This is a genomic window from Streptomyces sp. NPDC045431 (assembly GCF_040646655.1).
Classification (GTDB): Bacteria; Actinomycetota; Actinomycetes; order Streptomycetales; family Streptomycetaceae; genus Streptomyces.
Genome location: NZ_JBEZAQ010000001.1, coordinates 727,249 through 753,129, shown reverse-complemented (window position 1 = coordinate 753,129; position 25,881 = coordinate 727,249). Strand labels below are relative to the sequence as shown.

19 protein-coding genes are annotated in these 25,881 nt (G+C 72.5%); 6 read left to right on the top strand and 13 right to left on the bottom strand.

What is annotated here, in order from left to right; genetic code table 11:
• Positions 1-13: 13 nt before the first annotated feature.
• The 3 genes from AB0A69_RS03360 to AB0A69_RS03350 form a co-directional block, all read right to left on the bottom strand.
• Positions 14-2,908, bottom strand: a complete 2,895-nt coding sequence (locus AB0A69_RS03360; protein WP_361414761.1) for a DEAD/DEAH box helicase — start codon at positions 2,906-2,908, stop codon at positions 14-16.
• Positions 2,909-3,098: 190 nt separating this feature from the next.
• Complete coding sequence (locus AB0A69_RS03355; protein WP_361414759.1) at positions 3,099-4,592, bottom strand: carboxylesterase family protein; 1,494 nt, start codon at positions 4,590-4,592, stop codon at positions 3,099-3,101.
• A gap of 82 nt (positions 4,593-4,674) precedes the next feature.
• Entirely contained in the window at positions 4,675-5,133 is a 459-nt protein-coding gene (locus AB0A69_RS03350; protein ID WP_361414757.1) for a DoxX family protein, read from the bottom strand.
• Between the two features lie 151 nt (positions 5,134-5,284).
• Here AB0A69_RS03350 and AB0A69_RS03345 point away from each other — a divergent pair, with 151 nt between their 5' ends.
• Positions 5,285-5,536 carry a DUF6343 family protein gene (locus tag AB0A69_RS03345; protein ID WP_361414755.1) on the top strand — a complete coding sequence of 84 codons (252 nt, stop codon included), beginning with the start codon at positions 5,285-5,287 and terminating at the stop codon, positions 5,534-5,536.
• Positions 5,537-5,563: 27 nt separating this feature from the next.
• On the opposite strand, the gene AB0A69_RS03340 is transcribed toward AB0A69_RS03345, so the two are convergent.
• From AB0A69_RS03340 to rpsA, 4 genes are all read right to left on the bottom strand, one after another.
• Entirely contained in the window at positions 5,564-5,932 is a 369-nt protein-coding gene (locus AB0A69_RS03340; protein WP_361414753.1) for a tetratricopeptide repeat protein, read from the bottom strand.
• 125 nt (positions 5,933-6,057) lie between these two features.
• On the bottom strand, positions 6,058-6,657 hold the full coding sequence (gene coaE, locus AB0A69_RS03335) for a dephospho-CoA kinase (protein WP_361414751.1): 600 nt from the start codon (positions 6,655-6,657) through the stop codon (positions 6,058-6,060).
• A gap of 68 nt (positions 6,658-6,725) precedes the next feature.
• The gene (locus tag AB0A69_RS03330) at positions 6,726-7,664 is read right to left on the bottom strand and encodes a PAC2 family protein (protein ID WP_361414749.1); all 939 of its coding nucleotides are present in this window, start codon (positions 7,662-7,664) and stop codon (positions 6,726-6,728) included.
• Positions 7,665-7,860: 196 nt separating this feature from the next.
• Positions 7,861-9,363, bottom strand: a complete 1,503-nt coding sequence (rpsA, locus tag AB0A69_RS03325) for a 30S ribosomal protein S1 (RefSeq protein ID WP_345489430.1) — start codon at positions 9,361-9,363, stop codon at positions 7,861-7,863.
• 374 nt (positions 9,364-9,737) lie between these two features.
• On the opposite strand from rpsA, the gene AB0A69_RS03320 reads away from it, so the two are divergent.
• Both AB0A69_RS03320 and hrpB read left to right on the top strand, forming a co-directional pair.
• Positions 9,738-10,532 (top strand): methyltransferase domain-containing protein, encoded by a 795-nt coding sequence (locus tag AB0A69_RS03320; RefSeq protein ID WP_361414747.1) that lies wholly within the window; start codon positions 9,738-9,740, stop codon positions 10,530-10,532.
• Complete coding sequence (gene hrpB / locus AB0A69_RS03315; protein ID WP_361415199.1) at positions 10,529-13,024, top strand: ATP-dependent helicase HrpB; 2,496 nt, start codon at positions 10,529-10,531, stop codon at positions 13,022-13,024. Before AB0A69_RS03320 ends, hrpB begins: the two co-directional genes overlap by 4 nt.
• Before the next feature lie 45 nt (positions 13,025-13,069).
• On the opposite strand, the gene AB0A69_RS03310 is transcribed toward hrpB, so the two are convergent.
• Positions 13,070-14,821 carry a lytic transglycosylase domain-containing protein gene (locus AB0A69_RS03310; RefSeq protein ID WP_361414745.1) on the bottom strand — a complete coding sequence of 584 codons (1,752 nt, stop codon included), beginning with the start codon at positions 14,819-14,821 and terminating at the stop codon, positions 13,070-13,072.
• 205 nt (positions 14,822-15,026) lie between these two features.
• On the opposite strand from AB0A69_RS03310, the gene AB0A69_RS03305 reads away from it, so the two are divergent.
• Positions 15,027-15,938 carry a DUF4184 family protein gene (locus AB0A69_RS03305; RefSeq protein WP_361414743.1) on the top strand — a complete coding sequence of 304 codons (912 nt, stop codon included), beginning with the start codon at positions 15,027-15,029 and terminating at the stop codon, positions 15,936-15,938.
• A 103-nt stretch (positions 15,939-16,041) separates the two neighbouring features.
• Here AB0A69_RS03305 and polA read toward each other — a convergent pair whose 3' ends face one another.
• Positions 16,042-18,696: a DNA polymerase I gene (gene polA / locus AB0A69_RS03300; protein WP_361415197.1), complete on the bottom strand. Its 2,655-nt coding sequence runs from the start codon at positions 18,694-18,696 to the stop codon at positions 16,042-16,044.
• 180 nt (positions 18,697-18,876) lie between these two features.
• Here polA and AB0A69_RS03295 point away from each other — a divergent pair, with 180 nt between their 5' ends.
• Together AB0A69_RS03295 and AB0A69_RS03290 are read left to right on the top strand one after the other, a co-directional pair.
• On the top strand, positions 18,877-21,159 hold the full coding sequence (locus AB0A69_RS03295; protein WP_361414741.1) for an FdhF/YdeP family oxidoreductase: 2,283 nt from the start codon (positions 18,877-18,879) through the stop codon (positions 21,157-21,159).
• Between the two features lie 68 nt (positions 21,160-21,227).
• Positions 21,228-21,704, top strand: a complete 477-nt coding sequence (locus AB0A69_RS03290) for a hotdog fold thioesterase (RefSeq protein WP_361414739.1) — start codon at positions 21,228-21,230, stop codon at positions 21,702-21,704.
• Positions 21,705-21,841: 137 nt separating this feature from the next.
• Here AB0A69_RS03290 and AB0A69_RS03285 read toward each other — a convergent pair whose 3' ends face one another.
• The 4 genes from AB0A69_RS03285 to AB0A69_RS03270 are packed head-to-tail and all read right to left on the bottom strand — an operon-like array spanning position 21,842 to position 25,798.
• Complete coding sequence (locus AB0A69_RS03285) at positions 21,842-22,549, bottom strand: ABC transporter ATP-binding protein (RefSeq protein ID WP_361415195.1); 708 nt, start codon at positions 22,547-22,549, stop codon at positions 21,842-21,844.
• A 56-nt stretch (positions 22,550-22,605) separates the two neighbouring features.
• The gene (locus AB0A69_RS03280; RefSeq protein WP_361414737.1) at positions 22,606-23,511 is read right to left on the bottom strand and encodes an ABC transporter ATP-binding protein; all 906 of its coding nucleotides are present in this window, start codon (positions 23,509-23,511) and stop codon (positions 22,606-22,608) included.
• Entirely contained in the window at positions 23,511-24,878 is a 1,368-nt protein-coding gene (locus AB0A69_RS03275; RefSeq protein ID WP_361414735.1) for a branched-chain amino acid ABC transporter permease, read from the bottom strand. The genes AB0A69_RS03280 and AB0A69_RS03275 overlap by 1 nt, the downstream gene beginning before the upstream one ends.
• On the bottom strand, positions 24,875-25,798 hold the full coding sequence (locus AB0A69_RS03270) for a branched-chain amino acid ABC transporter permease (RefSeq protein ID WP_361414733.1): 924 nt from the start codon (positions 25,796-25,798) through the stop codon (positions 24,875-24,877). The genes AB0A69_RS03275 and AB0A69_RS03270 overlap by 4 nt, the downstream gene beginning before the upstream one ends.
• Positions 25,799-25,881 lie beyond the last annotated feature (83 nt).

Here is a 25,881-nt window from a genome sequence, read left to right as displayed (position 1 = left end):
CTCATGACGGCCTTCATGACGGCCTCCTGAGCGACACGAGGTCGGCGAGCTCCCGGTCGGTGAGCTCCGTCAGGGCCGCCTCCCCGGAGCCGAGCACCGCGTCGGCGAGGGCCCGCTTGCTCCGGAGCATCTCCGCGATGCTGTCCTCCACCGTCCCCTCGGCGATGAGCCGGTGGACCTGGACGGGCTGGGTCTGGCCGATGCGGTAGGCCCGGTCGGTGGCCTGCTCCTCGACGGCCGGGTTCCACCAGCGGTCGTAGTGGACCACATGGCCCGCGCGGGTCAGGTTCAGGCCGGTGCCCGCCGCCTTGAGGGACAGCACGAACACCGGGACCTCGCCGGACTGGAACCGGTCCACCATCCGCTCCCGCTCGGCCACCGGCGTGCCGCCGTGCAGCAGTTGGGACGGCACCGCGCGGGCGGCCAGGTGGGCGGTGAGCAGCCGGGCCATGGACACGTACTGGGTGAAGACCAGCACCGAGCCGCCCTCGGACAGGATCGTGTCGAGCAGTTCGTCGAGGAGGGCCAGCTTTCCGGAGCGGCCGGCGAGCCTCGCCGACTCCTCCTTCAGATACTGCGCGGGGTGGTTGCAGATCTGCTTGAGGGAGGTGAGCAGCTTCATGATCAGGCCGCGGCGGGCCATGCCCTCCGCTGCCTCGATCTGCGCCATCGTCTCCCGTACGACCGCCTCGTAGAGGGAGGCCTGTTCGCGGGTGAGGGCGACGGGGTGGTCGGACTCCGTCTTGGGCGGCAGCTCCGGCACGATGCCCGGGTCGGACTTCTTGCGGCGCAGGAGGAAGGGGCGGACCAGCCGGGCGAGCCGCTCGACGGCCTCGTCGTTCTCGATCCGCTCGGCGTTCTCGACGGCGCGGGCGTGGCGGGACCGGAACGCCTTCAGCGGGCCGAGGAGCCCCGGCGTCGTCCAGTCGAGCAGCGCCCACAGCTCGGAGAGGTTGTTCTCGACAGGGGTGCCGGTGAGCGCGACGCGTGCGGGGGCGGGGATGGTGCGCAGGGCCTTGGCCGTGGCGGAGAACGGGTTCTTCACGTGCTGGGCCTCGTCGGCGACGACCATCCCCCACCGCTGGGCGGCCAGCTTCTCGGCGCTGGTGCGCATGGTGCCGTACGTGGTGAGGACGAAGCCGCCGCCGTCCGGGCCGTCCAGCCCCTCCAGGGTGCGGTCGGTGCCGTGGAAGCGACGCACGGGCACGCCGGGCGCGAAGCGGGTGATCTCCCGCTGCCAGTTGCCGAGGAGGGATGCGGGGCAGACGACGAGGGTGGGGGCGGGGTGGGCGCGCCGCAGGTGGAGGGCGATCAGCGTGACGGTCTTGCCGAGGCCCATGTCGTCGGCGAGGCAGCCGCCGAGGCCGAGGGAGGTCATCAGGTCCAGCCAGGCGAGGCCGCGGAGCTGGTAGTCGCGCAGGGTGGCGTCCAGCCCCGGGGGCTGGGTCGCGTCGGCCGGGCCGGCCAGGAGCCGGTCGCGCAGCGCGGCGAGCGCACCGGCGGGGACGGCCTCGACCGTCTCGCCGTCGACCTCGGCGGTGCCGGTGAGCGCGACGGCGAGGGCGTCGGCCGGCTCCAGCAGCCCCAGCTCGCGCTTGCGCGCCTTGCGTACGAGCGCGGGATCGACGACCACCCACTGGTCGCGCAGCCGCACGATGGGGCGGTGCGCCTCGGCGAGGGCGTCCATCTCGCGCTCGGTGAGCGGGTCGCCGTCCAGCGCCAGCTGCCAGTTGAACCTCAGCAGCTGCTCGCTGTCGAAGAACGCCGTGCCGTCGGTGGCCGAGCCCGGCGCGGGCCGGACGACCGCGGCGGCGGTCAGCGAGCGGGCCAGCTCCCGGGGCCAGTGCACGGTGACGCCCGCCGCGCCGAGCCGTGCGGTGGCGGGGCCCAGCAGCTCGTACAGCTCCTCCTCGGTGAGGGACAGCACGTCGGGCACGTCCCGCTCCAGCAGCCGGGCCAGCGGCTGCCATACGCGGGCGGCGCGGCGCAGCGCCAGGACGGTGTCGATCCGGGCGCGCGGTCCGAAGTGCTCGTCGCCCGCGCCCGCCCACAGCTCGGCCGCGTCGACGACGAGGGACGGGTCGGCGAGGCTGTGCACCTGGAGGAGGGCGGCGGCCTGCCGCTCCTCGCCGCCCTCCGGGAGCGTGTCGAACAGCTCGTACCCGGACAGGTCGAGGCGCAGCGAGACGCGGACCCCGGCGTCCATGCCCGCCGCCGCCTCGGCGGCCCAGGCACGCGCGTGTGGCAGGTGCTGCGGCGCACGGGCCGCGAACGGCGCCCCCGCGGCGTACGCGGCGGCGGGCGTACGCGGCAGGGTGTCGGCGACCGCGTCCAGGAACGCCCGCACCAGCGCCTCCGGCTCGGGCAGCCGGAGCGGGCGCAGGCCCGGGACGGGGGCGGCGTGGGCCTCGTACGGCATGGCGGCGGCGATCGTCCGCAGGTGGGCGATGTCGTCGGGGTCGAGGGGCCCGGCCCGCCAGGCGTCGAAGTCGGCGGCGGTCAGGCCGGGCAGCAGCCGCCCCCGCGCCACCAGGTGCAGGGCGTGCAGCGCGGCCGCTCCCCAGCACACCGCCGCGGGGTGCGCGCCGCCGTCCTGCCGGGCGGCGACGAGCAGCGGCAGGGCCTCCGCGACCGGCAGCACGACGGCGGGGACCGCCCGGCTGCGCACCCCGCTTCCGTGGGGCCGTACGACGGTGACGGTGTCGGTGCCGGTACGCGTCGTCACGGCCCCGTCGGCCGTCGGCCCGGTCGCGCCCGCCGTCGGCCCCTCCCCGTCCGGGGGGAGGGCCGGCAGCGGGCCGCCCGTCACGGACCAGAAGGCGACGCGGCCGTCGCGGGGCAGGTCGGCGGGGAGGAAGGTGGCGGCGCAGCCGGCCGGCAGCCGGTGGTGCGGCGGACCCTGGCCCATGGCCGGTCACCTCCCCTCACGCTGGTCGTGTCACGCGGTCCGCGTCAGGGAACCGCCTGGATCTACGACCTTACGGGTGGGGTCTGACAATCGGTCCCGAGCGCCTTCACCGGGCTGCCGGCACAACCGTCGGTACAGCCCTCGGCACAGCCCTCGGCACAACGGCGGGTACAGCCGTCAGCGCAAGCCGTCAGCGGATCCCTTCCCACAGCGCCCGCTCCTCCGCTCGCAGGTCCTCCACCACCCCGGGGGCGACATCGTCGAAGACCATGGTCGCCCGCGTGCCGGCGCCCTCGGCCGCCGCCCCGGTGTCGTACGGGGCCCACCCCGGGTCGCCGGTCTTCGCGAAGGCGACCCACGCCCCGTGCATGGCGTCCGCCACCGCCTGCGGCGCGTCCTCCCCCGCCAGCGGGGTGTACGCCGGATCGTCGAGGCGGTCGAAGACGTACGCCAGCTCGCTGCCGTGGCAGGCGCCGAGGCGCCCGTCGAAGGCGGAGGAGCGCCGGGCGAACTCGTACATGTACGAACCGGGCACCGACTCCGCCAGCCGGATCGCCGGAATCCGGTAGAACCAGTCCGTCGTCACCGCGTCGAAGATCTCGCCCGGCACCGCGCCGGGCCGCGCGTCCCGGTAGACGGCCAGGGCCTTGTCGGGGTCGAGACCGTACGCCTCGGCCATCGCGCGCAGCTTGGCCTCCGGCAGCAGCTCCAGTCGCCCGGTGGGGACCAGGAAGAGCCGGTACTCCTCGCGGTTGCTGCCGAGGAGCAGCTCGACGCCACAGTCGGGGCCCGGGAGCTCCAGCCCGTCCTCGGCCGGCCCGGCGGTCACCGGCTCGAAGGGCATGACGTTGAGCGCCGCCTCACCCCACACCGCGGGGTCGGGCCGGGCGCCGATCTCGCGGCGCAGCTCGGACTGCGCGGCGAGGAGCCGGTCCATCGGCACCGCGGCGAACGCCTCGGCGGTCGGTTCGACGCCGAGTTTCCCGGCCAGGTGCTCCGTGATGCGGCGGGCCGACCGGGGGCGGAGGAAGTGGTGGGCGGCACCGCTCTGCAGGATCGCCCGCCGGAAGAGGCCGCGCCGGCGCACCTGTTCGTCGGCGAGCAGGAAACCGATGGCGAGCGCGCCGGCCGATTCGCCGAAGACGGTGACCTGGTCCGGATCGCCGCCGAACTCCGCGATGTTGTCCCGTACCCACTCCAGCGCGGCCACCTGGTCGAGCAGCCCCCGGTTGTCGGGCACACCGTCCAGGTGCAGGAACCCGTCCGCGCCGAGCCGGTAGTTGAGCGACACGAACACCACACCGTCGCGGGCGAAGGCACTGCCGTCGTACGCGGACGACGACGCCGACCCGTTGGTGAAGGCGCCGCCGTGCAGCCAGACCATGACCGGCAGCCGGGCTCCGGGGCCGGGTGAGGGCGTCCACACGTTGAGGTTGAGGCAGTCCTCTCCCGGTACGGTGCCCTCCGGTATGAGGGCGTCGAAGGGCGGGGTGTACGGGGCCTTCGGGGCCGTCGGCCCGTGGGTGGTGGCATCGCGCGTGCCGCTCCACGCCCGCGGGGGAGCCGGTGGCTGGAAGCGCAACGGGCCGAACGGCGGGGCGGCGTACGGGATTCCGAGGAAGGAGGCGACGCCCCCGTCCGCGGAGAGCGTGCCGCGCACCGCGCCCTGCCGTGTCCTGCACACCGCTTCATCCATGGGGTTCACCGGGTCCCTTCGGTCGACGTCGGGGCACCTCAGTGTCTCGCGTACGTGCCCGGCGCAGGGGTCACTTCCGTCGACGGACGAGCGCGAGCAGCTCCGCGTTGTGGTGGCGGCGGGTCCGGGCGACGACCGCGAGCAGCACCGCGAAGACGACGGGGGTGGCGGCGTACTGCCCGTCGAAGACCGTCAGTTGGGTGACGAAGGCACCGGCCATCAGGGCGATCAGGGCCAGCGCGGAGAGCCCGGAGAGGATCGGGACCACGAGCGCGATGGCGCCGACCAGCTCCAGCGCCCCCACCGTGTACATGAGCCAGTCGCCGGCGCCGATCGCGTCGAAGGACTCCGCGGCCGACCGGTGCCCGACCAGCTTGGGCCCGGCGCTGGGGATGGCGAAGAACAGGGCGAGCACGATCTGCAGCACCCGTACCCCGATGTCGGCGCGGCGGCCGAGGCCGGAGGGACGGACGGTGCCCGCAGGCGCGGGCGCGGGCGCGGTAGCGGTGGCAGCGGTGGGTGCGGTCATGGCGATGCCCTCCTCGTATCACCGCCCGGCCTCTCCGCGGCGGTTCGAAGAGGTGGACCGGGCCCGCGCCGAGAACTCATCGGAGCGTCCGGGAAGAGGTGCGCGCTGAACGGGTACCCGGCGCGGAGGAACGCACGGGAGAGCGATCACCATGCGACGTACGGGCAGTGAACCGAGGACCGCACGCAGTCCGCTGCGCATCCGGTTCTGGCTGGCGGTCTGGGGTCTGATCTGGGCGGCCGCCGGCACGGCGGGCTTCGCCCTGGCCGGGCGCACCGGGTGGGCGGTGGCCTGCGGTGTGCTGTTCCTGGTGGTCACGGCGGACCTGGTGTTCATCACGCGGCACATCCGCCAGGGCCCCCACTACCAGCCGGGCCGCGATGTCCCTCCGTACGAGCCCTGAGCCCCCGCTACGGGACCGCTACGCCCACTACGGGCCCGGCTCGAAGCGGGCCGCCTCCAGGTACTCGGGCTTCGGATCGAGCGCGGCGGCCAGACGGAAGTGGCGCTTGGCCTGGTCCGGCCGGCCGGAGCGCTGGAAGGTCCGGGCAAGCGCGAAGTGGGCGAAGGCGTTGTCCGGCTCGCGCTCCAGGACCAGCTCGAACTCCAGCTGAGCGGGGCGCAGCTGCGCCGCCGCGAAGAAGGCGCGGGCGCGCAGCAGACGGGCGGCGGTGTTCTCGGGATGGGCGGCGATCACCGAGTCGAGCAGCTTGACGGCTCCGCGCGGGTCCCGTGCGGCGAGGAGCTGCTCCGCGGCGCGGAAGTCGATGACGTGGGTCTCGGGGCTGCTGTCGGGCACGGTCACATCCTTCCCCTTGCTCCAGCGCTTCAACATCGTCGGCGCGGCCCGTATTCCGGCGGCTAGGGAGGTGTCTTGTCGATCAGGCCGGACCGCGCGAGCCCGGCAGATCCGGGAGACAGGCCCTAGCGTGCGGCCCGTTCGCCCAGCTCCGCCCACACCTCGCGCACGCGCGGCTCCAGCGCCTCCAGCGGCCCGTCGTTGTCGATGACGAGGTCGGCGATGGCGAGGCGCTGCTCGCGCGTGGCCTGGGCCGCCATCCGGGCGCGGGCTTCGGCGTCGGTCATCCCGCGCAGCCGTACGAGCCGGTCCAGCTGGGTCGCGGGCGAGGCGTCGACGACGACGACCAGGTCGTAGAGCGGCGCCAGGCCGTTCTCGGTGAGCAGGGGGACGTCGTGGATCACCACCGCGTCCTGCCCGGCGGCCGCCTCCAGCTCGGCGGAGCGGGCGCGGACGACGGGGTGGACGATGGCGTTGAGGGTGGCGAGGCGGTCCGGGTCGGCGAAGACGATGGAGCCGAGCCGGGGCCGGTCGAGGGTGCCCTCGGGGGTGAGGATCTCGGGCCCGAACGCCTCCACGACGGCCGCGAGCCCGGGCGTGCCGGGCTCGACGACCTCGCGGGCGATCTTGTCGGAGTCGATCAGGACCGCTCCGTACGAGACGAGCAGCCGCGACACCTCGCTCTTGCCGGCTCCGATGCCGCCGGTCAGCCCCACTCTCAGCATGTGCCGAAGCTTAGGCCCTGGCTCCCCCGCCGTGTCAGGCACCCTTCAACGGCGTCGCCAGACACCCCCTAGGCATCACCCTCCCGCTCCGCGAGGAACCGCTCGAACTGGCGGCCGAGCTCGTCGGCGGACGGCAGCTCCACCGGCTCGGCGACCAGGCTGCCGCGCGTCTCGGCACCGGCCATCGCGTCGTACTGGTGCTCGAGGCCCTGTACGAGCGCGACGAGCTCCTCGTCGCCCTCGCCTATCTGGCGCTCGATCTCCGTCTGGGTGCGCTGGGCCTCGGTGCGCAACGCGTGCGCGACACCCGGCAGGACCAGGCCCGTCGCGGCGGTGATGGCCTCCAGCGCGGTGAGGGCCGCGTCCGGGTACGAGGACCGCGCCACATAGTGCGGTACGTGCGCGGCGACGCCCAGCACGTCGTGGCCCGCCTCCATGAGGCGGTACTCCAGGAGCGACTCGGCGCTGCCCGGCACCTGGGCCTCGTCGAAGGTGTTGCGGTGGCCGGGCATCAGGTCGGTGCGGTTGCCGTGCGGGGTGAGGCCGACGGGGCGGGTGTGCGGCACGCCCATGGGAATGCCGTGGAAGTTGACCGACAGGCGCACGCCCAGCCGCTCGACGATCTGCCGTACGGCGACGGCGAACCGCTCCCACTCGACGTCCGGCTCCGGACCCGACAGCAGCAGGAAGGGCGCCCCGGTGGAGTCCTGGACGAGGCGGACCTCGATGGCGGGCGTCTCGTACCCGGTCCAGCGGTCGCGCCGGAACGTCAGCAGCGGGCGGCGGGCCCGGTAGTCCACGAGCCGGTCGTGGTCGAAGCGGGCCACCACCTGGTGGGGCAGGGATCCGAGCAGGCCGTCGACGATCTGCTCGCCGGTCTCACCCGCGTCGATGTATCCGTCGAAGTGGTAGAGCATGACGAGGCCGGCCGACTCCTGTGCCAGCGCCATGTCGACGACGGCCAGGCCCTTCGGCTCCCATGCGTACAAATCCCGGGGATCAAGCACGATTACCGCTCCTCCTCATATCTCTGGGAAGAACGTCACTCACCGCACAGGCATTCCCACTCCGCAGCCACGAGTCGCGAACACGACTGAGGCCCGCCCCCTTCCGGGGACGGGCCTCAGTACTGCTACCTACCGCTCAGCGGCGAGTCGATCGATCGATCGGGCCGTTTCCAGCCGCATCGATGCGAGTCGATCGTCAGCTCTGGCCGCCGGCCAGCTTCTCGCGCAGGGCGGCCAGCGCCTCGTCCGACGCCAGGGCGCCGGAGTTGTCGTCCGACTCCGAGGAGTACGAACCGCCGGAGACACCCGCCGGGGCACCGGCCGGAGCGGCGGCGCCACCCTCGGCAGCGGCGGCCTCGTCGGCCTCGCGGGACTTGATGACCTGGGCCTGGTGCTGCTCGAAGCGCTGCTGCGCCTCGGCGTACTGGGTCTCCCACGCCTCGCGCTGGGCCTCGTAGCCCGGCAGCCAGTCGTTGGTCTCCGGGTCGAAGCCCTCGGGGTAGATGTAGTTGCCCTGGTCGTCGTACGACGCGGCCATGCCGTACAGGGTCGGGTCGAACTCGACCGACGCCGGGTCGGCACCGAAGGACTCGTTGGCCTGCTTCAGCGAGAGGCTGATGCGGCGGCGCTCGAGGTCGATGTCGATGACCTTGACGAAGATCTCGTCGTTGACCTGGACGACCTGCTCCGGGATCTCCACGTGGCGCTCGGCCAGCTCGGAAATGTGGACCAGACCCTCGATGCCCTCGTCCACGCGGACGAACGCACCGAACGGAACGAGCTTGGTGACCTTACCCGGGACGACCTGACCGATCTGGTGCGTACGGGCGAACTGCTGCCACGGGTCCTCCTGCGTCGCCTTCAGCGACAGGGAGACACGCTCGCGGTCCATGTCGACGTCGAGGACCTCGACGGTGACTTCCTGGCCGACCTCGACAACCTCGGACGGGTGGTCGATGTGCTTCCAGGACAGCTCGGAGACGTGGACCAGACCGTCGACGCCACCCAGGTCCACGAAGGCACCGAAGTTGACGATCGAGGAGACGACGCCGGAACGGACCTGACCCTTCTGCAGGGTCGTGAGGAACGTCTGGCGGACCTCGGACTGGGTCTGCTCGAGCCAGGCGCGGCGGGACAGGACCACGTTGTTGCGGTTCTTGTCCAGCTCGATGATCTTCGCCTCGAGCTCCTTGCCCACGTAGGGCTGGAGGTCGCGGACACGACGCATCTCGACGAGGGAGGCCGGCAGGAAGCCACGGAGGCCGATGTCGAGGATGAGACCACCCTTGACGACCTCGATGACGGTACCGGTGACGATGCCGTCCTCTTCCTTGATCTTCTCGATGGTGCCCCAGGCACGCTCGTACTGGGCGCGCTTCTTCGAGAGGATCAGGCGGCCTTCCTTGTCCTCCTTCTGGAGAACAAGGGCCTCGATCTCGTCGCCGACCTTGACGACCTCGTTCGGGTCGACGTCGTGCTTGATCGAGAGCTCGCGGCTCGGGATGACACCTTCGGTCTTGTAACCGATGTCGAGCAGGACCTCGTCCCGGTCGACCTTCACGATGACGCCGTCGACGATGTCGCCGTCGTTGAAGTACTTGATCGTCTCGTCGATCGCGGCGAGGAAGGCTTCCTCGTTACCGATGTCGTTGACCGCAACCTGCGGGGTGGTGGCGGTGGTCTCGGTGCTGCTCGTCATGTGGGAAAGGGCTCCGGTACGGACATTGAAGTCGTAGGTACTGCTACGCCGAGAGCCCGTATCGCCTCTGCAGAAGCCGGACAGCCAAGGAAGCACCCGCCCCGGAGGGGCGACGCCTCGAGAACCGAGGGGACATACAACAGATGCGAGCGCGGCCTGCTCCGTCTGAGGCGCGCAGGCCCGCAGCGCAACCTTTAGCATACGGGGACGGCCGGACACGGTCAATGCGCGAAGGCGTACACCCGGGGCAGAACCTCACATACCCGGCACATTTAATGTTTCCCAAGGCCATCGTGGCCGCGGCTACGGCTTCCGCGGACGCCCGCTCAGGGGCTCCCGCAGGCGGCCGTGCGCAACCTACAACGGCGGTGGGGATGATCCAAGAGTACGAGCCCGAGGCCACCAGGCGCCACGCCGGTGACGCCGAGAGCAGCCGGGCGAACCGGGGCTGGTGGGACCGGAACGCCGACGAGTACCAGACCGAACACGGCGCGTTCCTCGGGGACGACCGCTTCGTCTGGGGGCCGGAGGGGCTGGACGAGGCGGAGGCCCGCCTCCTGGGGGACGTCTCCGGACTGGACGTCCTGGAGATCGGCGCGGGCGCCGCGCAGTGTTCGCGCTGGCTCGCCGCGCGGGGGGCCCGCCCGGTCGCCCTGGACCTCTCCCACCGCCAGCTCCAGCACGCCCTGCGGATCGGCGCGGACGTCCCGCTCGTGGAGGCCGACGCCGGCGCCCTCCCCTTCCGGGACGGCTCCTTCGACCTGGCCTGCTCCGCCTACGGGGCGGTCCCCTTCGTCGCCGATCCGGTGCGGGTCTTCCGCGAGGTACGCAGGGTGCTGCGGCCGGGCGGGCGGTGGGTGTTCTCGGTGACGCACCCGATCCGCTGGGCGTTCCCCGACGAGCCGGGACCGGAGGGGCTGTCGGTCGCCTCCTCGTACTTCGACCGCACCCCTTACGTCGAGCAGGACGAGGAGGGCCGGGCGGTCTACGTGGAGCACCACCGGACCCTCGGGGACCGGGTGCGGGACGTGGTGGCGGGCGGGTTCCACCTGGTGGACCTGGTCGAACCGGAATGGCCCTCCTGGAACACCCAGGAGTGGGGCGGCTGGTCCCCGCTGCGCGGAAACCTGATCCCGGGGACGGCGATCTTCGTGTGCGAGCGCGCGTGATGCGTGCGGAGGCCCTGGACCTGCCCGTACGCACCGCGCTGCCCGCCCTGGAGCGGGCGCTGGACGGGCACGGGGCGGCGGTGCTGTGCGCGCCGCCCGGCACCGGCAAGACCACCCTGGTGCCGCTGGTGCTCGCCGAGCGGGGCGCACGCGTCCTCGTCGCGGAGCCGCGGCGGATCGCCGCCCGCGCCGCGGCCCGGCGCATGGCGTGGCAGCTGGGCGAGAAGGTGGGCGGCCGGGTCGGCTTCACCGTGCGCGGCGAACGGGTGGTGTCGCGCGAGACGGTGGTCGAGGTGGTGACGACCGGTGTCCTGCTGCAGCGCCTCCAGCGGGACCAGGAGCTCGGCGGCACCGACGTCGTGATGCTCGACGAATGCCATGAGCGGCACCTGGACGCGGACACGGCGGCGGCGTTCCTGCTGGACGTACGGGAGACCCTGCGGCCCGAGCTGCGGCTGCTGGCCGCGTCCGCGACGACCGACGCCGAGGGGTGGGCGCGGCTGCTGGGCGGCGCACCCGTCGTGGAGGCGGCGGGCGTGGCGCACCCCGTGGAGGTGGTGTGGGCCCCTCCGGCGGCGCCCGTGCGGCCGCCTCATGGGATGCGGGTGGACCCGGCGCTGCTCGGGCACGTCGCGTCGGTGGTGCGGCGGGCTTTGGCGGAGCGGTCGGGGGACGTGCTGTGCTTCCTGCCCGGTGTCGGGGAGATCGCGCGGGTGGCGGGGCTGCTGTCCGGCCTGCCCGGCGTGGAACTGCTCCAGGTGCACGGCCGGGCCCCGGCGGCGGTGCAGGACGCGGTCCTCTCCCCCGGCGGGGCCCGCCGCCGGGTGGTGCTGGCGACGTCGGTCGCCGAGTCGTCGCTGACCGTGCCCGGCGTGCGCGTGGTGGTCGACTCGGGGCTCGCGCGTGAGCCGCGGGTGGACCACGCGCGGGGGCTGGGGTCGCTGACCACGGTGTGGGCGTCGCGGGCCGCCGCCCGGCAGCGCGCCGGGCGCGCCGGGCGCGAGGCGCCGGGCACCGTCTACCGGTGCTGGGCCGAGGCGGAGGACACGCGGCGGCAGCCGTTCCCGGCGCCCGAGATCCAGGTGGCCGATCTGACCGCGTTCGCACTGCAGGCCGCCGCCTGGGGCGACCCGGGTGCCGCGGGTCTCGCACTGCTGGATCCGCCGCCCGCGGGCGCGATGGGCGCCGCGCGGGAGGTGCTGACCGCGATCGGCGCGGTCGACGGTGCCGGGCGGGTGACGGACCGGGGCGTGCGCATGTCGCGGCTGGGCGTGCACCCCCGGCTGGCCCGCGCCCTGCTGGACGGAGCGCCTGTGGTGGGCGCCCGGCGCGCCGCAGAGGTGGTGGCCCTGCTGAGCGAGGAACCCCCGCGTGAGTACGGCGACGACCTGGCGGCCGCCTGGCGCACGGCACGCCGTACGCCGGGCGACGCGTACGGCGCCCGCTGGCGGCAGGAGGCCCGGCGCCTCGCGGGGCAGCTGGACGCCGCCGACGGCCCGGGCCGTGGGGTGCCGGATGACGCCGCCGTCGGCGCGGTGACCTCCCTGGCGTATCCGGAACGGGTGGCGCGTGCGCGGGGCGCGAAGGCCGAGGGCGCGTTCCTCATGGCGTCCGGGACGCGGGCCGAACTCGGCGAGGGGTCCCGGCTGCGCGGGTCGGAGTGGCTGGCCGTCGCCGTCGCGGACCGGCCCGCTCACGCGGCGTCCGCGCGGGTGCGGCTGGCGGCCGTGATCGACGAGGAGACCGCGCGGGCGGCCGCCGGGGGGCTGTTCCTGGCGGGTGAGGAGGTCGGCTGGGAGGCCGGTGACGTGGTCGCCCGGTCCGTGGAGCGGCTGGGCGCCGTCGAGCTGACCGTACGGCCGCTGACCGACCCGGACCCCGGACGTGTACGGGAGTCGCTGCTGGAGGGCCTGCGGCGCGAGGGGCTCGGGCTGCTGCGGTGGTCGCAGGAGGCGGAGGGGCTGCGGCAGCGGCTGGCGTTCCTGTACCGGGTGGTCGGCGCGCCGTGGCCGGACGTGTCGGACGCCGCGCTGCTGGAGCGGGCCGGCGACTGGCTGGAACCGGAGCTGTCCCGGGCGCGGCGGCGGGCGGATCTGGCCCGTGTCGACGCCGGTCAGGCGATGCAGCGGCTGCTGCCCTGGGCCACCGGCGAGGCGGCCCGCCTGGACGAGCTGGCCCCGGAGCGGATCGAGGTGCCCAGCGGGTCGCGGATCCGGGTCGAGTACGGCGCCGGGGAGCAGCCCGTGCTGGCGGTGAAGCTGCAGGAGATGTTCGGGCTCGGCGAGACCCCGCGGATAGCGGGCGTTCCGGTGCTGGTGCACCTGCTGTCCCCGGCCGGCCGGCCCGCCGCCGTCACGGCGGACCTGGCGTCCTTCTGGCGCGACGGGTACCGCTCCGTGCGGGCGGAGCTGCGCGGCCGGTACCCGAAGCACCCGTGGCCGGAGGACCCGGCGGGGGCGGAGCCGACGAAGCGGACGAACACGCGCCGCTGAGCGCTTCCGGGTCTCGGGCCGCCGCCGGGCCCCTGGCTGGGGGCCTCAGGTCGCCGGGGCCGGGGTCGGGGCCGGGGCCGCGACCTTGAGCTCGACGGTCAGGGTCGCGCCGCCGGCGGTGGTCAGACGGAGCAGGAAGGTGCCGGTCTGGCCGTCCGCGTACATCTTGGGCAGCTTGAGGACGCCGTTGGCGTCCGTCTTCAGGCCGACGAGGGTCCGGACGGGGTTGCCCTGCTCGTCCTTGAAGAAGGGGCCCTTGTCGTTGGCGGTGGCGCTGTCCGCGGCCGTGATCATGGTGGCGGTCAGCGCGACGCCGGACGCGACGGCGCCCTTGTACGTGGCCTTCACCTCGACCTGGTCGGCGAACTCCGTCTCCGGGGCGGCCGTCAGGGCCTTCTCGTCCGTCCTGGTCAGCGCGTCGGCCGCGCGCTCCGTGACGGTCGCGGTGAAGTCGACGGCGGGCAGCGTCGCGCGGCGCACGACGGTGGCCCGTACGGTGAACTCGCCCGTCCGCTCGCCCGCCACGATCGGCGGCGCGAGGGCCGTTCCGTCCGCGGCCGTGGTGACGACGACGCTGCCGACCGAGCCGGTCCCGGCCGCGAAGCGTGCCTCCGTGGCGCCGACGATCTCGAACTCGACCGCCAGCTTGGCGACGGGCTTGCCCGCCCGGTCGAGCGCCTTGACCTCGGGGCGCTCGGTGAAGCGGCTGCCCGCCATCGCGGTGAGCGGGCCCGTCCCGGCGTCCGTGAGGCGTGCGACCTTCTCGTGCGGCGCGGGGGCGGGGGTGACGGGCGGCTTGGTCGGGCCCGGCGTGACCGGCGGGGTCGTGGGCGTCGGCTTGGTCGGGCCCGGGGTGACCGGCGGGGTCGTGGGCGTCGACGGGGACGGCTTCACGGGAGGCGGGGTCGGCGTGGGGGACGGCGTCACGGGGAGGGTCGGCGTCGGCGTCGGGCGGGCCGCCGGCTTGTTGTCGCTGCGGTCGGCCGGCAGGACACCCGTACCGTCCGGAATCCGGTGCGTACCGCGCTTGTAGTACTCGAACCAGGACAGGACCGTACGCAGGTACTCCGTCGAACGGTTGTAGCTGAGGATCGCCTTGTCGAGGTCGGCCTTGAGGGCGAGGTCGCGGTTGTTGGCGCAGAGGTACATGCCGGCGGCCTGCGCGGCGTCGTAGATGTTGTTCGGGTCCTTGCGGCCGTCGCCGTTGGCGTCCTGGCCCCAGCTCGCCCACGTGGACGGGATGAACTGCATGGGACCGACCGCGCGGTCGTGCGTCGTGTCGCCGTCGTACGCACCGTCGTCGGTGTCGGAGATGTTGGCGAAGCCGACACCGTTGAGGACGGGGCCGAGGATCGGCGAGAGGGTGGTGCCGTCGGCGCTCACGCGGCCGCCGCGGGCCTGGCCGGACTCCACCTTGCCGATGCCCGCGAGGAGTTGCCAGGGGAGGTTGCAGCCGGGGTCGGCGGCGCGGAGGTGCTGCTCCGCCTGCTTGTAGGCGGCGAGGACGGTGGCCGGTATGCCCGCTTCCGCGGGGCCCGTGACGATCGGTGCCGTGGGGGCGCCGGGCTTGTCCGGCGTGTTGAGCGGGGGCAGGTCGGTGTAGTACGGCGAGTTGCCGGTGGCCGAGTTCTCGTGGGGCTGGGGGGTGGCGTCGGCGGCCTGGGGGTCACCGCTGCCGCCATCGGCGGCGGATGTCACGCCCGGGGCCTGCGAGGCGGAGAGTGCCGCCACCGCGGCGGCTGCCACGGCGGTGCTGGTGGCTCCCTTGCGCAGCCGGCGGCCGATGTGCGCTGCCATACGTGTGGTCCCTCCCCTTTGACACTGCCGTCCGCGCTCCCCGCGCGAGGACTCAAGCGACCCTACGTCAACCGGCGGCTCCGGCACACCGCCCGCTGACCGCTTTTCACGCTTTCGTCACCGCTTGGTTCACCGGAATCCGGAGTCCGAACGTCACGCATACTGGCGGCCATTGACCGACATGCTCAAGGGGGGGCCTTCCACCATGCCGTTCACTCTCAGCCATGCCGCGGCCGTGCTGCCCGCGATACGGAGGTCCGGCGCGGCGCGCGGGCCCTTGGTCGCGTCGGCGCTCGTCGCCGGGTCGTTCGCGCCGGACATGACGTACTTCGCGGACACGGCGCTGCCCGGGGCGATGCGTTTCGGGGACGTCACGCACGGGGTGCTGGGCGTGCTGACCGTTGATGTCGCGATCGCGGCGGCGCTGGTTGCGGTGTGGCTGATGGTCCGTGAGCCGCTGATGGCGCTGGTGCCCGGGCGGTGGCAGGGGCCGCTGCACGCGCTGCTGCGGGGGCAGGCGTGGCGTGGGCGGCGGCGGGCGGAGCTGGCGGCGTGGTTCTACGCCTCGGCGGTCGTCGGCGCGACGACGCATGTGGTGTGGGACGCCTTCACGCACCTGGACCGGTGGGGCATGAAGCTGCTGCCGGTGCTGGGCGAGGTGGTGGCCGGCTTCCCGATGTACCTGTACGCGCAGTACGGCGGATCGGCGGTGGCGCTGCTGGTGCTGGCGTGGTTCGTGGGAAGCGGGGTGCGGCGGATGTCGCGGTCCGGGGCTTCGGGGCCCGGCGCCTCGGGGGCCGTGCCGGTGCTCGGGCGGCGGGGGCGGTGGCTGGCGGCGGGGCTGCTCGGGGCGTCCGTGACGGTGGGCGTGGTGCACCGGTGCGCGCGGTGGTACGCGTACTGGGGGCATGCGCCGGAGACGCCGCTGGACATCATCCCGACGGCGTGCTTCGGCGCGGGGGCGGGATTGGCGGGTGGGGTGCTGGTGTACGGCGTGGTGATGCGGCTGCGGGCGGCGGGGCCTTCCCCCACCCCTCCCCCTCCTGCGCCGGCGGGCGTGGGGGGAGCTCGACTCCCCGAAACCGAGGACTCCGCCGCCGGACCCCGCAGGGGTTGAGGCCACTGCGGGGGCTGACGCCCCCACGTCTCCCGTCGGGGCGGCGGCTTCGCGCCGCGGACCACTCACCGGGGGCGAGCGGTGCGCGGCGCGTGAGCTTGCGTCAGTGCGCCGCGGAGTCCCAGTCCGGGCCCACGCCCACCGAGACGTCCAGCGGGGCGCGGAGGTCGACCGCCGTGGACATCTCGTGGCGGACCAGGGCCTCGACCCGGTCGCGCTCGCCGGGGGCGACCTCCAGGACGATTTCGTCGTGGACCTGGAGCAGCAGGCGGGTCTTCAGGTCCGCCTCGCGCAGGGCGCGGTCGACGCGCAGCATGGCGACCTTCACGATGTCGGCGGCCGTGCCCTGGATCGGGGCGTTCAGCGCCATCCGCTCCGCGGCCTCCCTGCGCTGGCGGTTGTCGCTGTTGAGGTCCGGGAGGTAGCGGCGGCGGCCGAGCATGGTCTCCGTGTACCCGGTGGCGCGGGCCTCGTCGACGACGCGGCGCAGGTAGTCGCGCACCCCGCCGAACCGCTCGAAGTACGTGTCCATCAGGGCACGCGCCTCGCCGGCCTCGATGTTGAGCTGCTGGGAGAGGCCGAACGCGGACAGGCCGTACGCCAGGCCGTACGACATGGCCTTGATCTTGCGGCGCATCTCCGCGTCGACCGCGGACCGCTCGACGCCGAACACCTGGGAGGCGACGGTGGTGTGCAGGTCCTCGCCGGAGGTGAAGGCCTCGATGAGGCCCTCGTCCTCCGACAGGTGGGCCATGACGCGCAGCTCGATCTGGCTGTAGTCGGCCGTCATCAGCGACTCGAAGCCCTCGCCGACGACGAAGCCGTGCCGGATGGCGCGGCCCTCGTCGGTGCGGACCGGCACGTTCTGCAGGTTGGGGTCGGTCGACGAGAGGCGGCCGGTCGCCGCGACCGTCTGGCTGAAGGTGGTGTGGATCCGGCCGTCGGCGGCGATCGTCTTGATCAGGCCCTCGACGGTGGAGCGCAGCCGGGCCTGCTCGCGGTGGCGCAGCATGATGACCGGCAGCTCGTGCTCGGTCTGGCCGGCCAGCCAGGCGAGCGCGTCCGCGTCCGTGGTGTAGCCGGTCTTGGTCTTCTTCGTCTTGGGGAGGTTCAGCTCGCCGAAGAGGACCTCCTGGAGCTGCTTCGGGGAGCCGAGGTTGAACTCGTGTCCCACGGAGGCGTGCGCCTCCTTCACCGCCTGCTGCACCGCTGCGGCGAACTGCTGCTCCATCGCCTCCAGATGGGCGCGGTCGGCGGAGATCCCGTACCGCTCCATCCGGGCCAGCACCACGGAGGTGGGCAGTTCCACGTCGTGCAGCAGCTCGGTGGCGCCGACCTCCTTGAGCTTCTCGCCGAAGGCCTCGCCCAGGTCGAGGACCGCGCGGGCCTGGGCCATCAGCGCGTCGGCCTCGGCCTGCTCGTCGGTGCCGAAGGCGAGCTGCCCGTCGGCCGCGGCGGGGGCCAGCTCGCGGTGGAGGTACTCGACGGAGAGGGCGTCCAGCGCGAAGGAGCGGCGGCCCGGCTTGACCAGGTAGGCGGCGAGGGCGGTGTCCATCGTGATGCCCTCGATGTGCCAGCCGTGCTCGGGGAAGACCCGCAGGGCCTCCTTCGCGCTGTGCAGCACCTTGGGGCGGGCCGGGTCGGCGAGCCAGGCGGCGAAGGCCTTCTCGTCGGCCTCGTCGAGCTGGGTGGTGTCGAACCAGGCCGCCTTGCCGTCGGCACCGGCCAGCGCGACCTCGCTGACGTTCCCCACGCCGAGGGCCCAGGTGGCGACGGTGGCCACGCCGAGCGGCTGGCCGCCGTGCTGCTCCAGCCAGAAGGCGAGCTCGCCGGAGCCGAGCACCGTACCGTCCAGTTCCACCCCGGCGGCCGGGGCGGGGGCCTCTTCCTCCTGCGCGCCCGGGTCGACCGCGAGGAGCCGGTCGCGCAGGCTCGGGTTGCGGATCTCCAGGACCTCCAGGAAGCCCTTGAGCGCGGTCCGGTCGTACGGCCGGCGCTCCAGGTCCGCCACCGTCTTCGGCAGCTCCACGTCACGGACGAGCTCGGTCAGGTGGCGGTTGAGCTTGACGGACTCCAGGTGGTCGCGCAGGGCCTGGCCGACCTTGCCCTTGACCTCGTCGGCCCGCTCGACCAGCTCGGCGAACGAACCGAACTGGTTGATCCACTTCGTGGCCGTCTTCTCCCCGACGCCCGGGATGCCCGGCAGGTTGTCGGACGGGTCGCCCCGCAGGGCGGCGAAGTCGGGGTACTGCGACGGGGACAGCCCGTACTTCTCCTGGACCTTCTCCGGGGTGAACCGGGTCAGCTCGGAGACGCCCTTCGTGGGGTACAGCACGGTCACGTGGTCGGAGACCAGCTGGAACGAGTCCCGGTCGCCGGTGACGATCAGCACCTCGAAGCCCTGGGCCTCGGCCTGCGTGGCGAGCGTGGCGATCACGTCGTCCGCCTCGAACCCGTCCACGGCGAACCGCTCGGCGTTCATGGTGTCGAGCAGCTCGCCGATCAGCTCGACCTGCCCCTTGAACTCGTCGGGGGTCGCGGAGCGGTTCGCCTTGTACTCGGGGAAGTCCGCCGAGCGCCACGTCTTGCGCGACACGTCGAACGCGACGGCGAAGTGCGTCGGCGACTCGTCACGCAGCGTGTTCGCCAGCATCGACGCGAAGCCGTAGATGGCGTTGGTCGTCTGGCCGCTCGCGGTGGTGAAGTTCTCCGCGGGCAGCGCGAAGAACGCCCGGTACGCCAGGGAGTGCCCGTCCATGAGGAGCAGGCGCGGACGGTTGTCGTCTGGGGTCTTCTTCGATGCTGTCTCAGCCACGGACACGATCCTGCCACGGACCACCGACAATGCCGGTCCCGGCCGAGGGGCGGTGCCCGCTGTCAGTGGGCCGTGACAGGATCGGAGACGTACATCGGACACAACCGCTCAAGGGGGAGCGCGATGGCCAGCAAGCCGCCCGCAGGTGACCCGGTCCAGGACGCGCCGCAGGTCCAGGCGCCCCAGCACGCCGCTGCCGGCCTCCCCGCGATCGGGCACACCCTCAAGATCGCCCAGCAGCAGATGGGCCTCGCCCGCACCGCGCGGACCCTGCTCAGGGTCAACCAGAAGGACGGCTTCGACTGCCCGGGCTGCGCCTGGCCCGAGGGCGACAAGCGGCACGTCGCGGAGTTCTGCGAGAACGGCGCGAAGGCCGTCGCCGAGGAGGCCACGCTGCGCCGCGTGACGCCCGCCTTCTTCGCCGCGCACCCGGTGGCGGACCTGGCCACCCGCAGCGGGTACTGGCTCGGGCAGCAGGGCCGGATCACCCACCCCGTGTACCTGCCGGAGGGCGCCGACCGCTACGAGCCGGTGACGTGGGAGCGCGCCTTCGCGATCATCGCGGAGGAACTGACCGCGCTCGGCTCCCCCGACGAGGCGGTCTTCTACACCTCCGGCCGCACCAGCAACGAGGCCGCGTTCCTGCTCCAGCTCTTCGCCCGCGAGTTCGGCACGAACAACCTCCCGGACTGCTCCAACATGTGCCACGAGTCGTCCGGCTCCGCGCTCACCGAGACGATCGGCATCGGCAAGGGCAGCGTGTCCCTGGAGGACCTGCACCGGGCGGACCTGATCATCGTGGCCGGGCAGAACCCCGGCACCAACCACCCGCGCATGCTCTCCGCCCTGGAGAAGGCCAAGGCGGCGGGGGCGAGGATCATCTCGGTGAACCCGCTGCCCGAGGCGGGCCTGGAGCGGTTCAAGAACCCGCAGACCCCGCAGGGCATGCTCAAGGGCGCCGCCCTCACCGACCTGTTCCTCCAGATCCGCATCGGCGGCGACCAGGCCCTCTTCCGGCTCCTCAACAAGCTGATCATGGAGACGGACGGCGCCGTCGACGAGGAGTTCGTACGCGAGCACACGCACGGGTACGAGGCGTTCGCGGCCGCCGCCAAGGCCGCCGACTGGGACGAGACGCTCGCCGCCACCGGCCTGGAGCGCTCCGAGATCGAGCGCGCCCTGCGCATGGTGCTCGCCTCGGAGCGCACCATCGTCTGCTGGGCCATGGGCCTCACCCAGCACAAGCACTCCGTGCCGACCATCCGCGAAGTGGTCAACTTCCTCCTGCTGCGCGGCAACATCGGCCGCCCGGGCGCGGGGGTCTGCCCGGTGCGCGGGCACTCCAACGTGCAGGGCGACCGCACGATGGGCATCTTCGAGCGCCCGTCCGCCGCCTTCCTGGACGCCCTGGACAAGGAGTTCGGCATCGCCGCGCCCCGCCACCACGGCTTCGACGTGGTGCGTTCCATCCAGGCGCTGCGCGACGGCGAGGCGAAGGTGTTCTTCGCGATGGGCGGCAACTTCGTGGGGGCGACCCCCGACACGGAGGTCACCGAGGCGGCCATGCGCCGCGCCCGGCTCACCGTGCACGTGTCGACCAAGCTGAACCGCTCCCACGCGGTCACCGGCACGCGCGCGCTGATCCTGCCCACGCTCGGCCGCACCGACAAGGACGTCCAGGCCGCCGGGAAGCAGTTCGTCACGGTCGAGGACTCCATGGGCCTGGTCCACGCCTCGCGCGGGAATCTTCCGCCGGCGAGTCCGCACCTGCTGTCCGAGCCGGCCATCGTGGCGCGCATGGCGCGGGCCGTGCTGGGCGAGGCGTCGGCCACGCCGTGGGAGGAGTTCGAGAAGGACTACGCCACGATCCGCGACCGCATCGCGCGCGTGGTGCCCGGCTTCGAGGACTTCAACGCCCGCCTCGCGGCGAACCCCGGCGGCTTCGCCCTGCCGCACGCCCCGCGCGACGAGCGGCGCTTCCCCACGAAGACCGGCAAGGCGAACTTCACCGCCGCGCCCGTCGAGTACCCGCGGGTCCCCGAGGGGCGGCTGCTGCTGCAGACCCTGCGCTCGCACGACCAGTACAACACCACCATCTACGGCCTCGACGACCGCTACCGCGGCATCAAGGGCGGCCGCCGCGTAATCCTGGTCCACCCGGAGGACGCCCGCGCGCTGGGCTTCGCCGACGGGTCGTACGCCGACCTCGTCAGCGAGTGGCGCGACGGCTCCGAGCGGCGCGCGCCCGGCTTCCGGGTGGTGCACTACCCCACCGCGCGGGGCTGCGCCGCCGCGTACTACCCGGAGACGAACGTCCTGGTGCCCCTGGAGTCCACCGCCGACGTCAGCAACACCCCCGCCAGCAAGTCCGTGATCGTGCGTCTGGAACAATCGGCGACCGTCTGAGCGTTCGCTTAGCCAGCCAGCCAACCAGTCGGCACAAGGCCGTACGACGACGAACGGAGCCGGGCCCCATGGGCGAGCAGACCAGCGTGAAGTTCCCGCAGGAAGTCATCGAGGAGTACGCCTCGCTCGGTGTCGACCTGCCCGCCCTCTTCTCCGCAGGGCACCTCGGCACCCGCATGGGCGTGCGAATCCTGGAGGCCTCCGCCGAGCGGGTCGTCGGCACCATGCCGGTCGAGGGCAACACCCAGCCGTACGGACTGCTGCACGGCGGCGCGTCCGCCGTCCTCGCCGAGACCCTCGGCTCGGTCGGTTCGATGCTCCACGGCGGCATCTCCAAGATCGCGGTGGGCGTGGACCTCAACTGTACCCACCACCGGGGCGTCCGCAGCGGACTGGTGACCGGCGTGGCCACCCCCGTCCACCGCGGGCGCTCCACCGCCACGTACGAGATCGTCATCACCGACGAGCAGGACAAGCGGGTGTGCACGGCCCGCCTGACCTGCCTGCTGCGGGAGGCCCCGCAGGGCGACGGCCCCACCGGCTGACCGCCCGGCACCACGCGTCCGCCGGAAACCTCGGCGCTGGAAACAACCGAAAAACAACTGGACCAACCGGAAACAGCCGGAAACAGCCGAGAGCCGGGAGAGCCCCGAAAGGCTCCCCCGGCTCCCGCTCCGGTCGGTCAGGCAGCACCCTCACCGAGGTAGGCGGCCCGGATCCGGGAATCGGCGAGCAGGTCCCGCGCCTCTCCGTCCACCGACACCGACCCGGTCTCCAGCACATAGCCGCGATGGGCGAGCCCCAGCGCCTGAGTGGCGTTCTGCTCCACGAGCAGCACCGTGGTGCCCTGCTCGTTGATGTCGCGGATGATCTCGAAGATCTGCTGCACGATCAGCGGGGCGAGCCCCATGGACGGTTCGTCGAGCAGCAGCAGCTCCGGCTTGCCCATCAGGGCCCGGCCGATCGCCAGCATCTGCTGCTCACCACCCGAGAGGGTGCCCGCGAGCTGCGTCCGCCGCTCCGCGAGCCGGGGGAACAGCCCGAAGATGCGGTCCAGGTCCCCGGAGTCCACCGACGAGAAGCGGTAGGCGCCGATCTCCAGGTTCTCCAGGACCGACATCCGCGGGAAGACCCGGCGGCCCTCCGGCACGTGCCCGATCCCGAAGTGGACCAGCTCGTGCGACTTGATGCCGTCGATGCGCTCGCCTCGCAGCCGCACTTCGCCGGCGCTCGGCCGCAGCATGCCGGAGACCGTGCGCAGCGTCGTGGTCTTGCCCGCGCCGTTGCCTCCGAGCAGGGCCACGATCTCGCCCTCGTTCACCCTGAGGTCGATGCCCTTCAGCGCCTCGATCGCGCCGTAGGAGACCCGCAGGGCGCTCAGTTCGAGCAGCGGCACGCCGGCCGTCCCCTCGGTTTCCGCCCGGCTCGCCGGATCCGTCGTCACGCTCACTGCCCCTCCTCCGCGTCCGAGGCCGACCGCTCGGCGATGATGTTCTGCAGCGTTTCGGCGTCCTCGGCCGACGATCCGAGATAGGCCTCGATGACGGCGGGGTGCCGCTGCACCTCGCTGGGCGTGCCCTCCGCGATCTTCTTGCCGAAGTTGAGCACCATGACCCGGTCCGCCACCGACATCACCAGCCGCATGTCGTGCTCGATCAGCAGCACGCTCACGCCCAGCTCGGTGTTGATCCGCCGGATGAGCTGCTCCAGCTGGAGCTTCTCCGTCGGGTTCGTACCGGCGGCCGGCTCGTCGAGGAGCAGTACCTGCGGTTCCGTGGCCAGCGCCCGCGCGATCTCCAGGCTGCGCTGGTCGCCGTAGCTGAGGGACCCGGCGATGTCGTTGAGCTTGTCCTCCAGGCCCACGAACTTCAGCAGCCGGTGGGCCCGCTCGTCACTGTGCCGCTCCGCCCGCCGTGCGTTCGGCAGACCCAGGATGATCGACACCGGCCCGGCCTTCAGCCGGGTCTCGGCGGCGATCTTCACGTTCTCCAGCGCGGTCAGCGCCGAGAACAGGCGGATGTTCTGGAACGTCCGCGCGAGGCCCAGGCGGTTGACCACATGGGGCTTGCGTCCCAGCAGCTGGTGGTGCCCACCGTCCTTGTCGTGGAAGGTGATGCTGCCCTCCTGCGGGGTGTAGGCCCCCGTCAGGGAGTTGAACAGCGAGGTCTTGCCCGCGCCGTTCGGACCGATCACCGCCAGGATCTCGCCCCGCCGCATGGACAGATCGACCTTGTCCAGGCTGGTCAGACCGCCGAACCGCAGGGTCAGATCCGAGGTCTCCAGGACCGTGCCGGCGTCCGGGGCCTCCGGTCGCCCGGCCTGCGCCTCGCCACTCGTCACTTCGGTGGCCATCACAGCTTGCCTCCCGCCCGCTCGGTCATGGCATCGGCCTCTCCGAGTCCTTCGTCCGCCATTTTCAGTTCCCGTTGGCGACGGCGGGACGGCCAGACGCCCTGCGGACGGTAGATCATCATCACCACGAGCAGCGCACCGAGGTACATGTACCGGTCGGACGGCTCCACGTAGTCACGCAGCGCCTCCGGCAGCCACACCAGGATGGCCGCGCCGATGAGCACGCCCGGGAGCGACCCCATGCCGCCGAAGATGACGTAGGCGAGCACCAGGATGGAGTTGAGGATGGCGAAGTTCTCGGGGTTGAAGTAGCCGACCTTGCTCGCGTAGACCACACCGGCGATACCGGAGGTGGACGCTCCGATGGCGAACGCCATCAGCTTGAACTTCACCGTGTCCACGCCGTTCGCGGCGGCCGCCACCTCGTCCTCGCGGATGGCGGTCCAGGCCCGCCCGACGCGGGAGTGCTCCAGCCGGACGAAGATCACGACCATGAGCACGATCAGCGTCACCAGCAGGTACCAGTACGGCATCCGCTCCAGCGACCACTGGTAGCCGAACGCGGAGAACTTCGGGATCTGCCGGGCGCCGGCCGAGCCGTTGGTGATGCCGTCCGCGTTCTTGGCCACCAGGTAGACGATCTCGTGGAAGCCCAGGGTGACGATGGCGAGGTAGTCGCCGCGCAGCCGCAGCGTCGGCGCGCCCAGCAGGATGCCCGCGATCAGGCAGGTGACCACCGCGACCGGGATGACCAGGAAGTTGTTGAGCACGACGGGCGGTTCGACGGGCAGCGCGCCGGTCCAGAAGGCGGCGCTGTACGCGCCGACCGCGAAGAACGCCACGAAGCCCAGGTCCAGCAGGCCCGCCCAGCCGATCACCACGTTGAGGCCGATCGCCAGCAGCGCGTAGATGGCGACCTGGTCGACGAGCACGGTCTGCCAGTAGCCGGACAGCTGCCCCGGCACCAGGAGGACGATCAGCAGCACGGCGGCGAGGAGGCCCCACCGCACCTTCGGCTGGGTCCGCACCACCGTGCGCGCCTGCTCCAGCTTCCCGCCGGGGCCGGCGGCGGCCAGCGACCTGGCCCGCTCGGTCGCCTTGGTCAGCAGGCCGGAGGTGAACTCGCGGACGCACCAGATCGCGACGGCCAGCGCCAGGATCACCCAGAGGTTGACGCCGGTGAAGCTGGTCCTGAGGGAGTAGAAGATGTCCCGGGTGTTGCCCTGCTCCCCCACCATCACGGTGAGCACCACGCCGAGCGCCAGCAGGGCACCGAGCCGCTGCCAGCGGGGCTGCTGGTACCACGCGACGTGGCGCAGCTTCGCCGCCGCCGTCATGGGCCTCTTCACCGAAGTGTCCGTGGTCATGCCGTCCTCCCCACACGCTCGCCGAGAATTCCCGTGGGCCGGAACATCAGCACGATGATGAGCACGGTGAACGCGGCGACATGGCGCCACTCACCGCCGAGGAGCGGAACGGTCAGCGTCTCGACGATGCCGAGCATCAGGCCGCCGAGCATCGCCCCCCGGATGTTGCCGATGCCGCCCACCACTGCCGCGGCGAACGCGGTGATGCCGGGGATGAAGCCCATGTCGAACTTGACCTGGAGGAAGGTCCCGTAGAGGTAGCCCGCCGCTCCGCCGAGCACGCCGCCGATCACGAAGGTGCGGGAGATGACCTTGTCGATGTCCACGCCCATCAGTGCGGCGACTTCGGCGTCCTGGGAGACCGCCCGGATGCTCGCGCCGAGCTTCGTACGGTTCACCACCAGGTCGAGGGCGATCATCATGACGACCGCGGAGCCCAGCAGCAGCAGCTGGGTGACGTTCAGGGTGGCCCCGAAGACCGTGAGGACCTGCTCGTTCTTGTACGCCTCCGGCATCGGCAGCGGGTCGCGGCCGAAGAGCTTGCCCGCGAGGTTGTAGAGGAAGAAGGACGCGCCGATGGCGGTGATCAGGAAGATCAGACGGGGCGCCCCGCGCCGGCGCAGTGGCCGATACGCGACCTTTTCCAGCCCGTAGGCGGTGAGGGCTCCGAAAGCGGCGCCGGCGGTCAGACCGAGGGCGACGTATCCGACCGATGCCACACCTGAGGGGTTACTTCCGGGAGCAACCAGGGTGAGGGATATGAGGCCGCCGTACGCACCGAACATGAACACCTCGCTGTGCGCGAAGTTGATCAGCTGCAGTACGCCGTAGACCAGTGTGTAACCGATGGCGATGACGGCATAGATGGAGCCGAGCACCGCCCCCAGGACCAAATAGTCCCAGAATTCACTGAGGGACATCTTGCTGACTTCCTTGTGGGAGCTGAGCGGCCGGAGAAGCGGTGTGCGCATACGTGGGGTCCGATGCGCCGCGCAGACAAGCG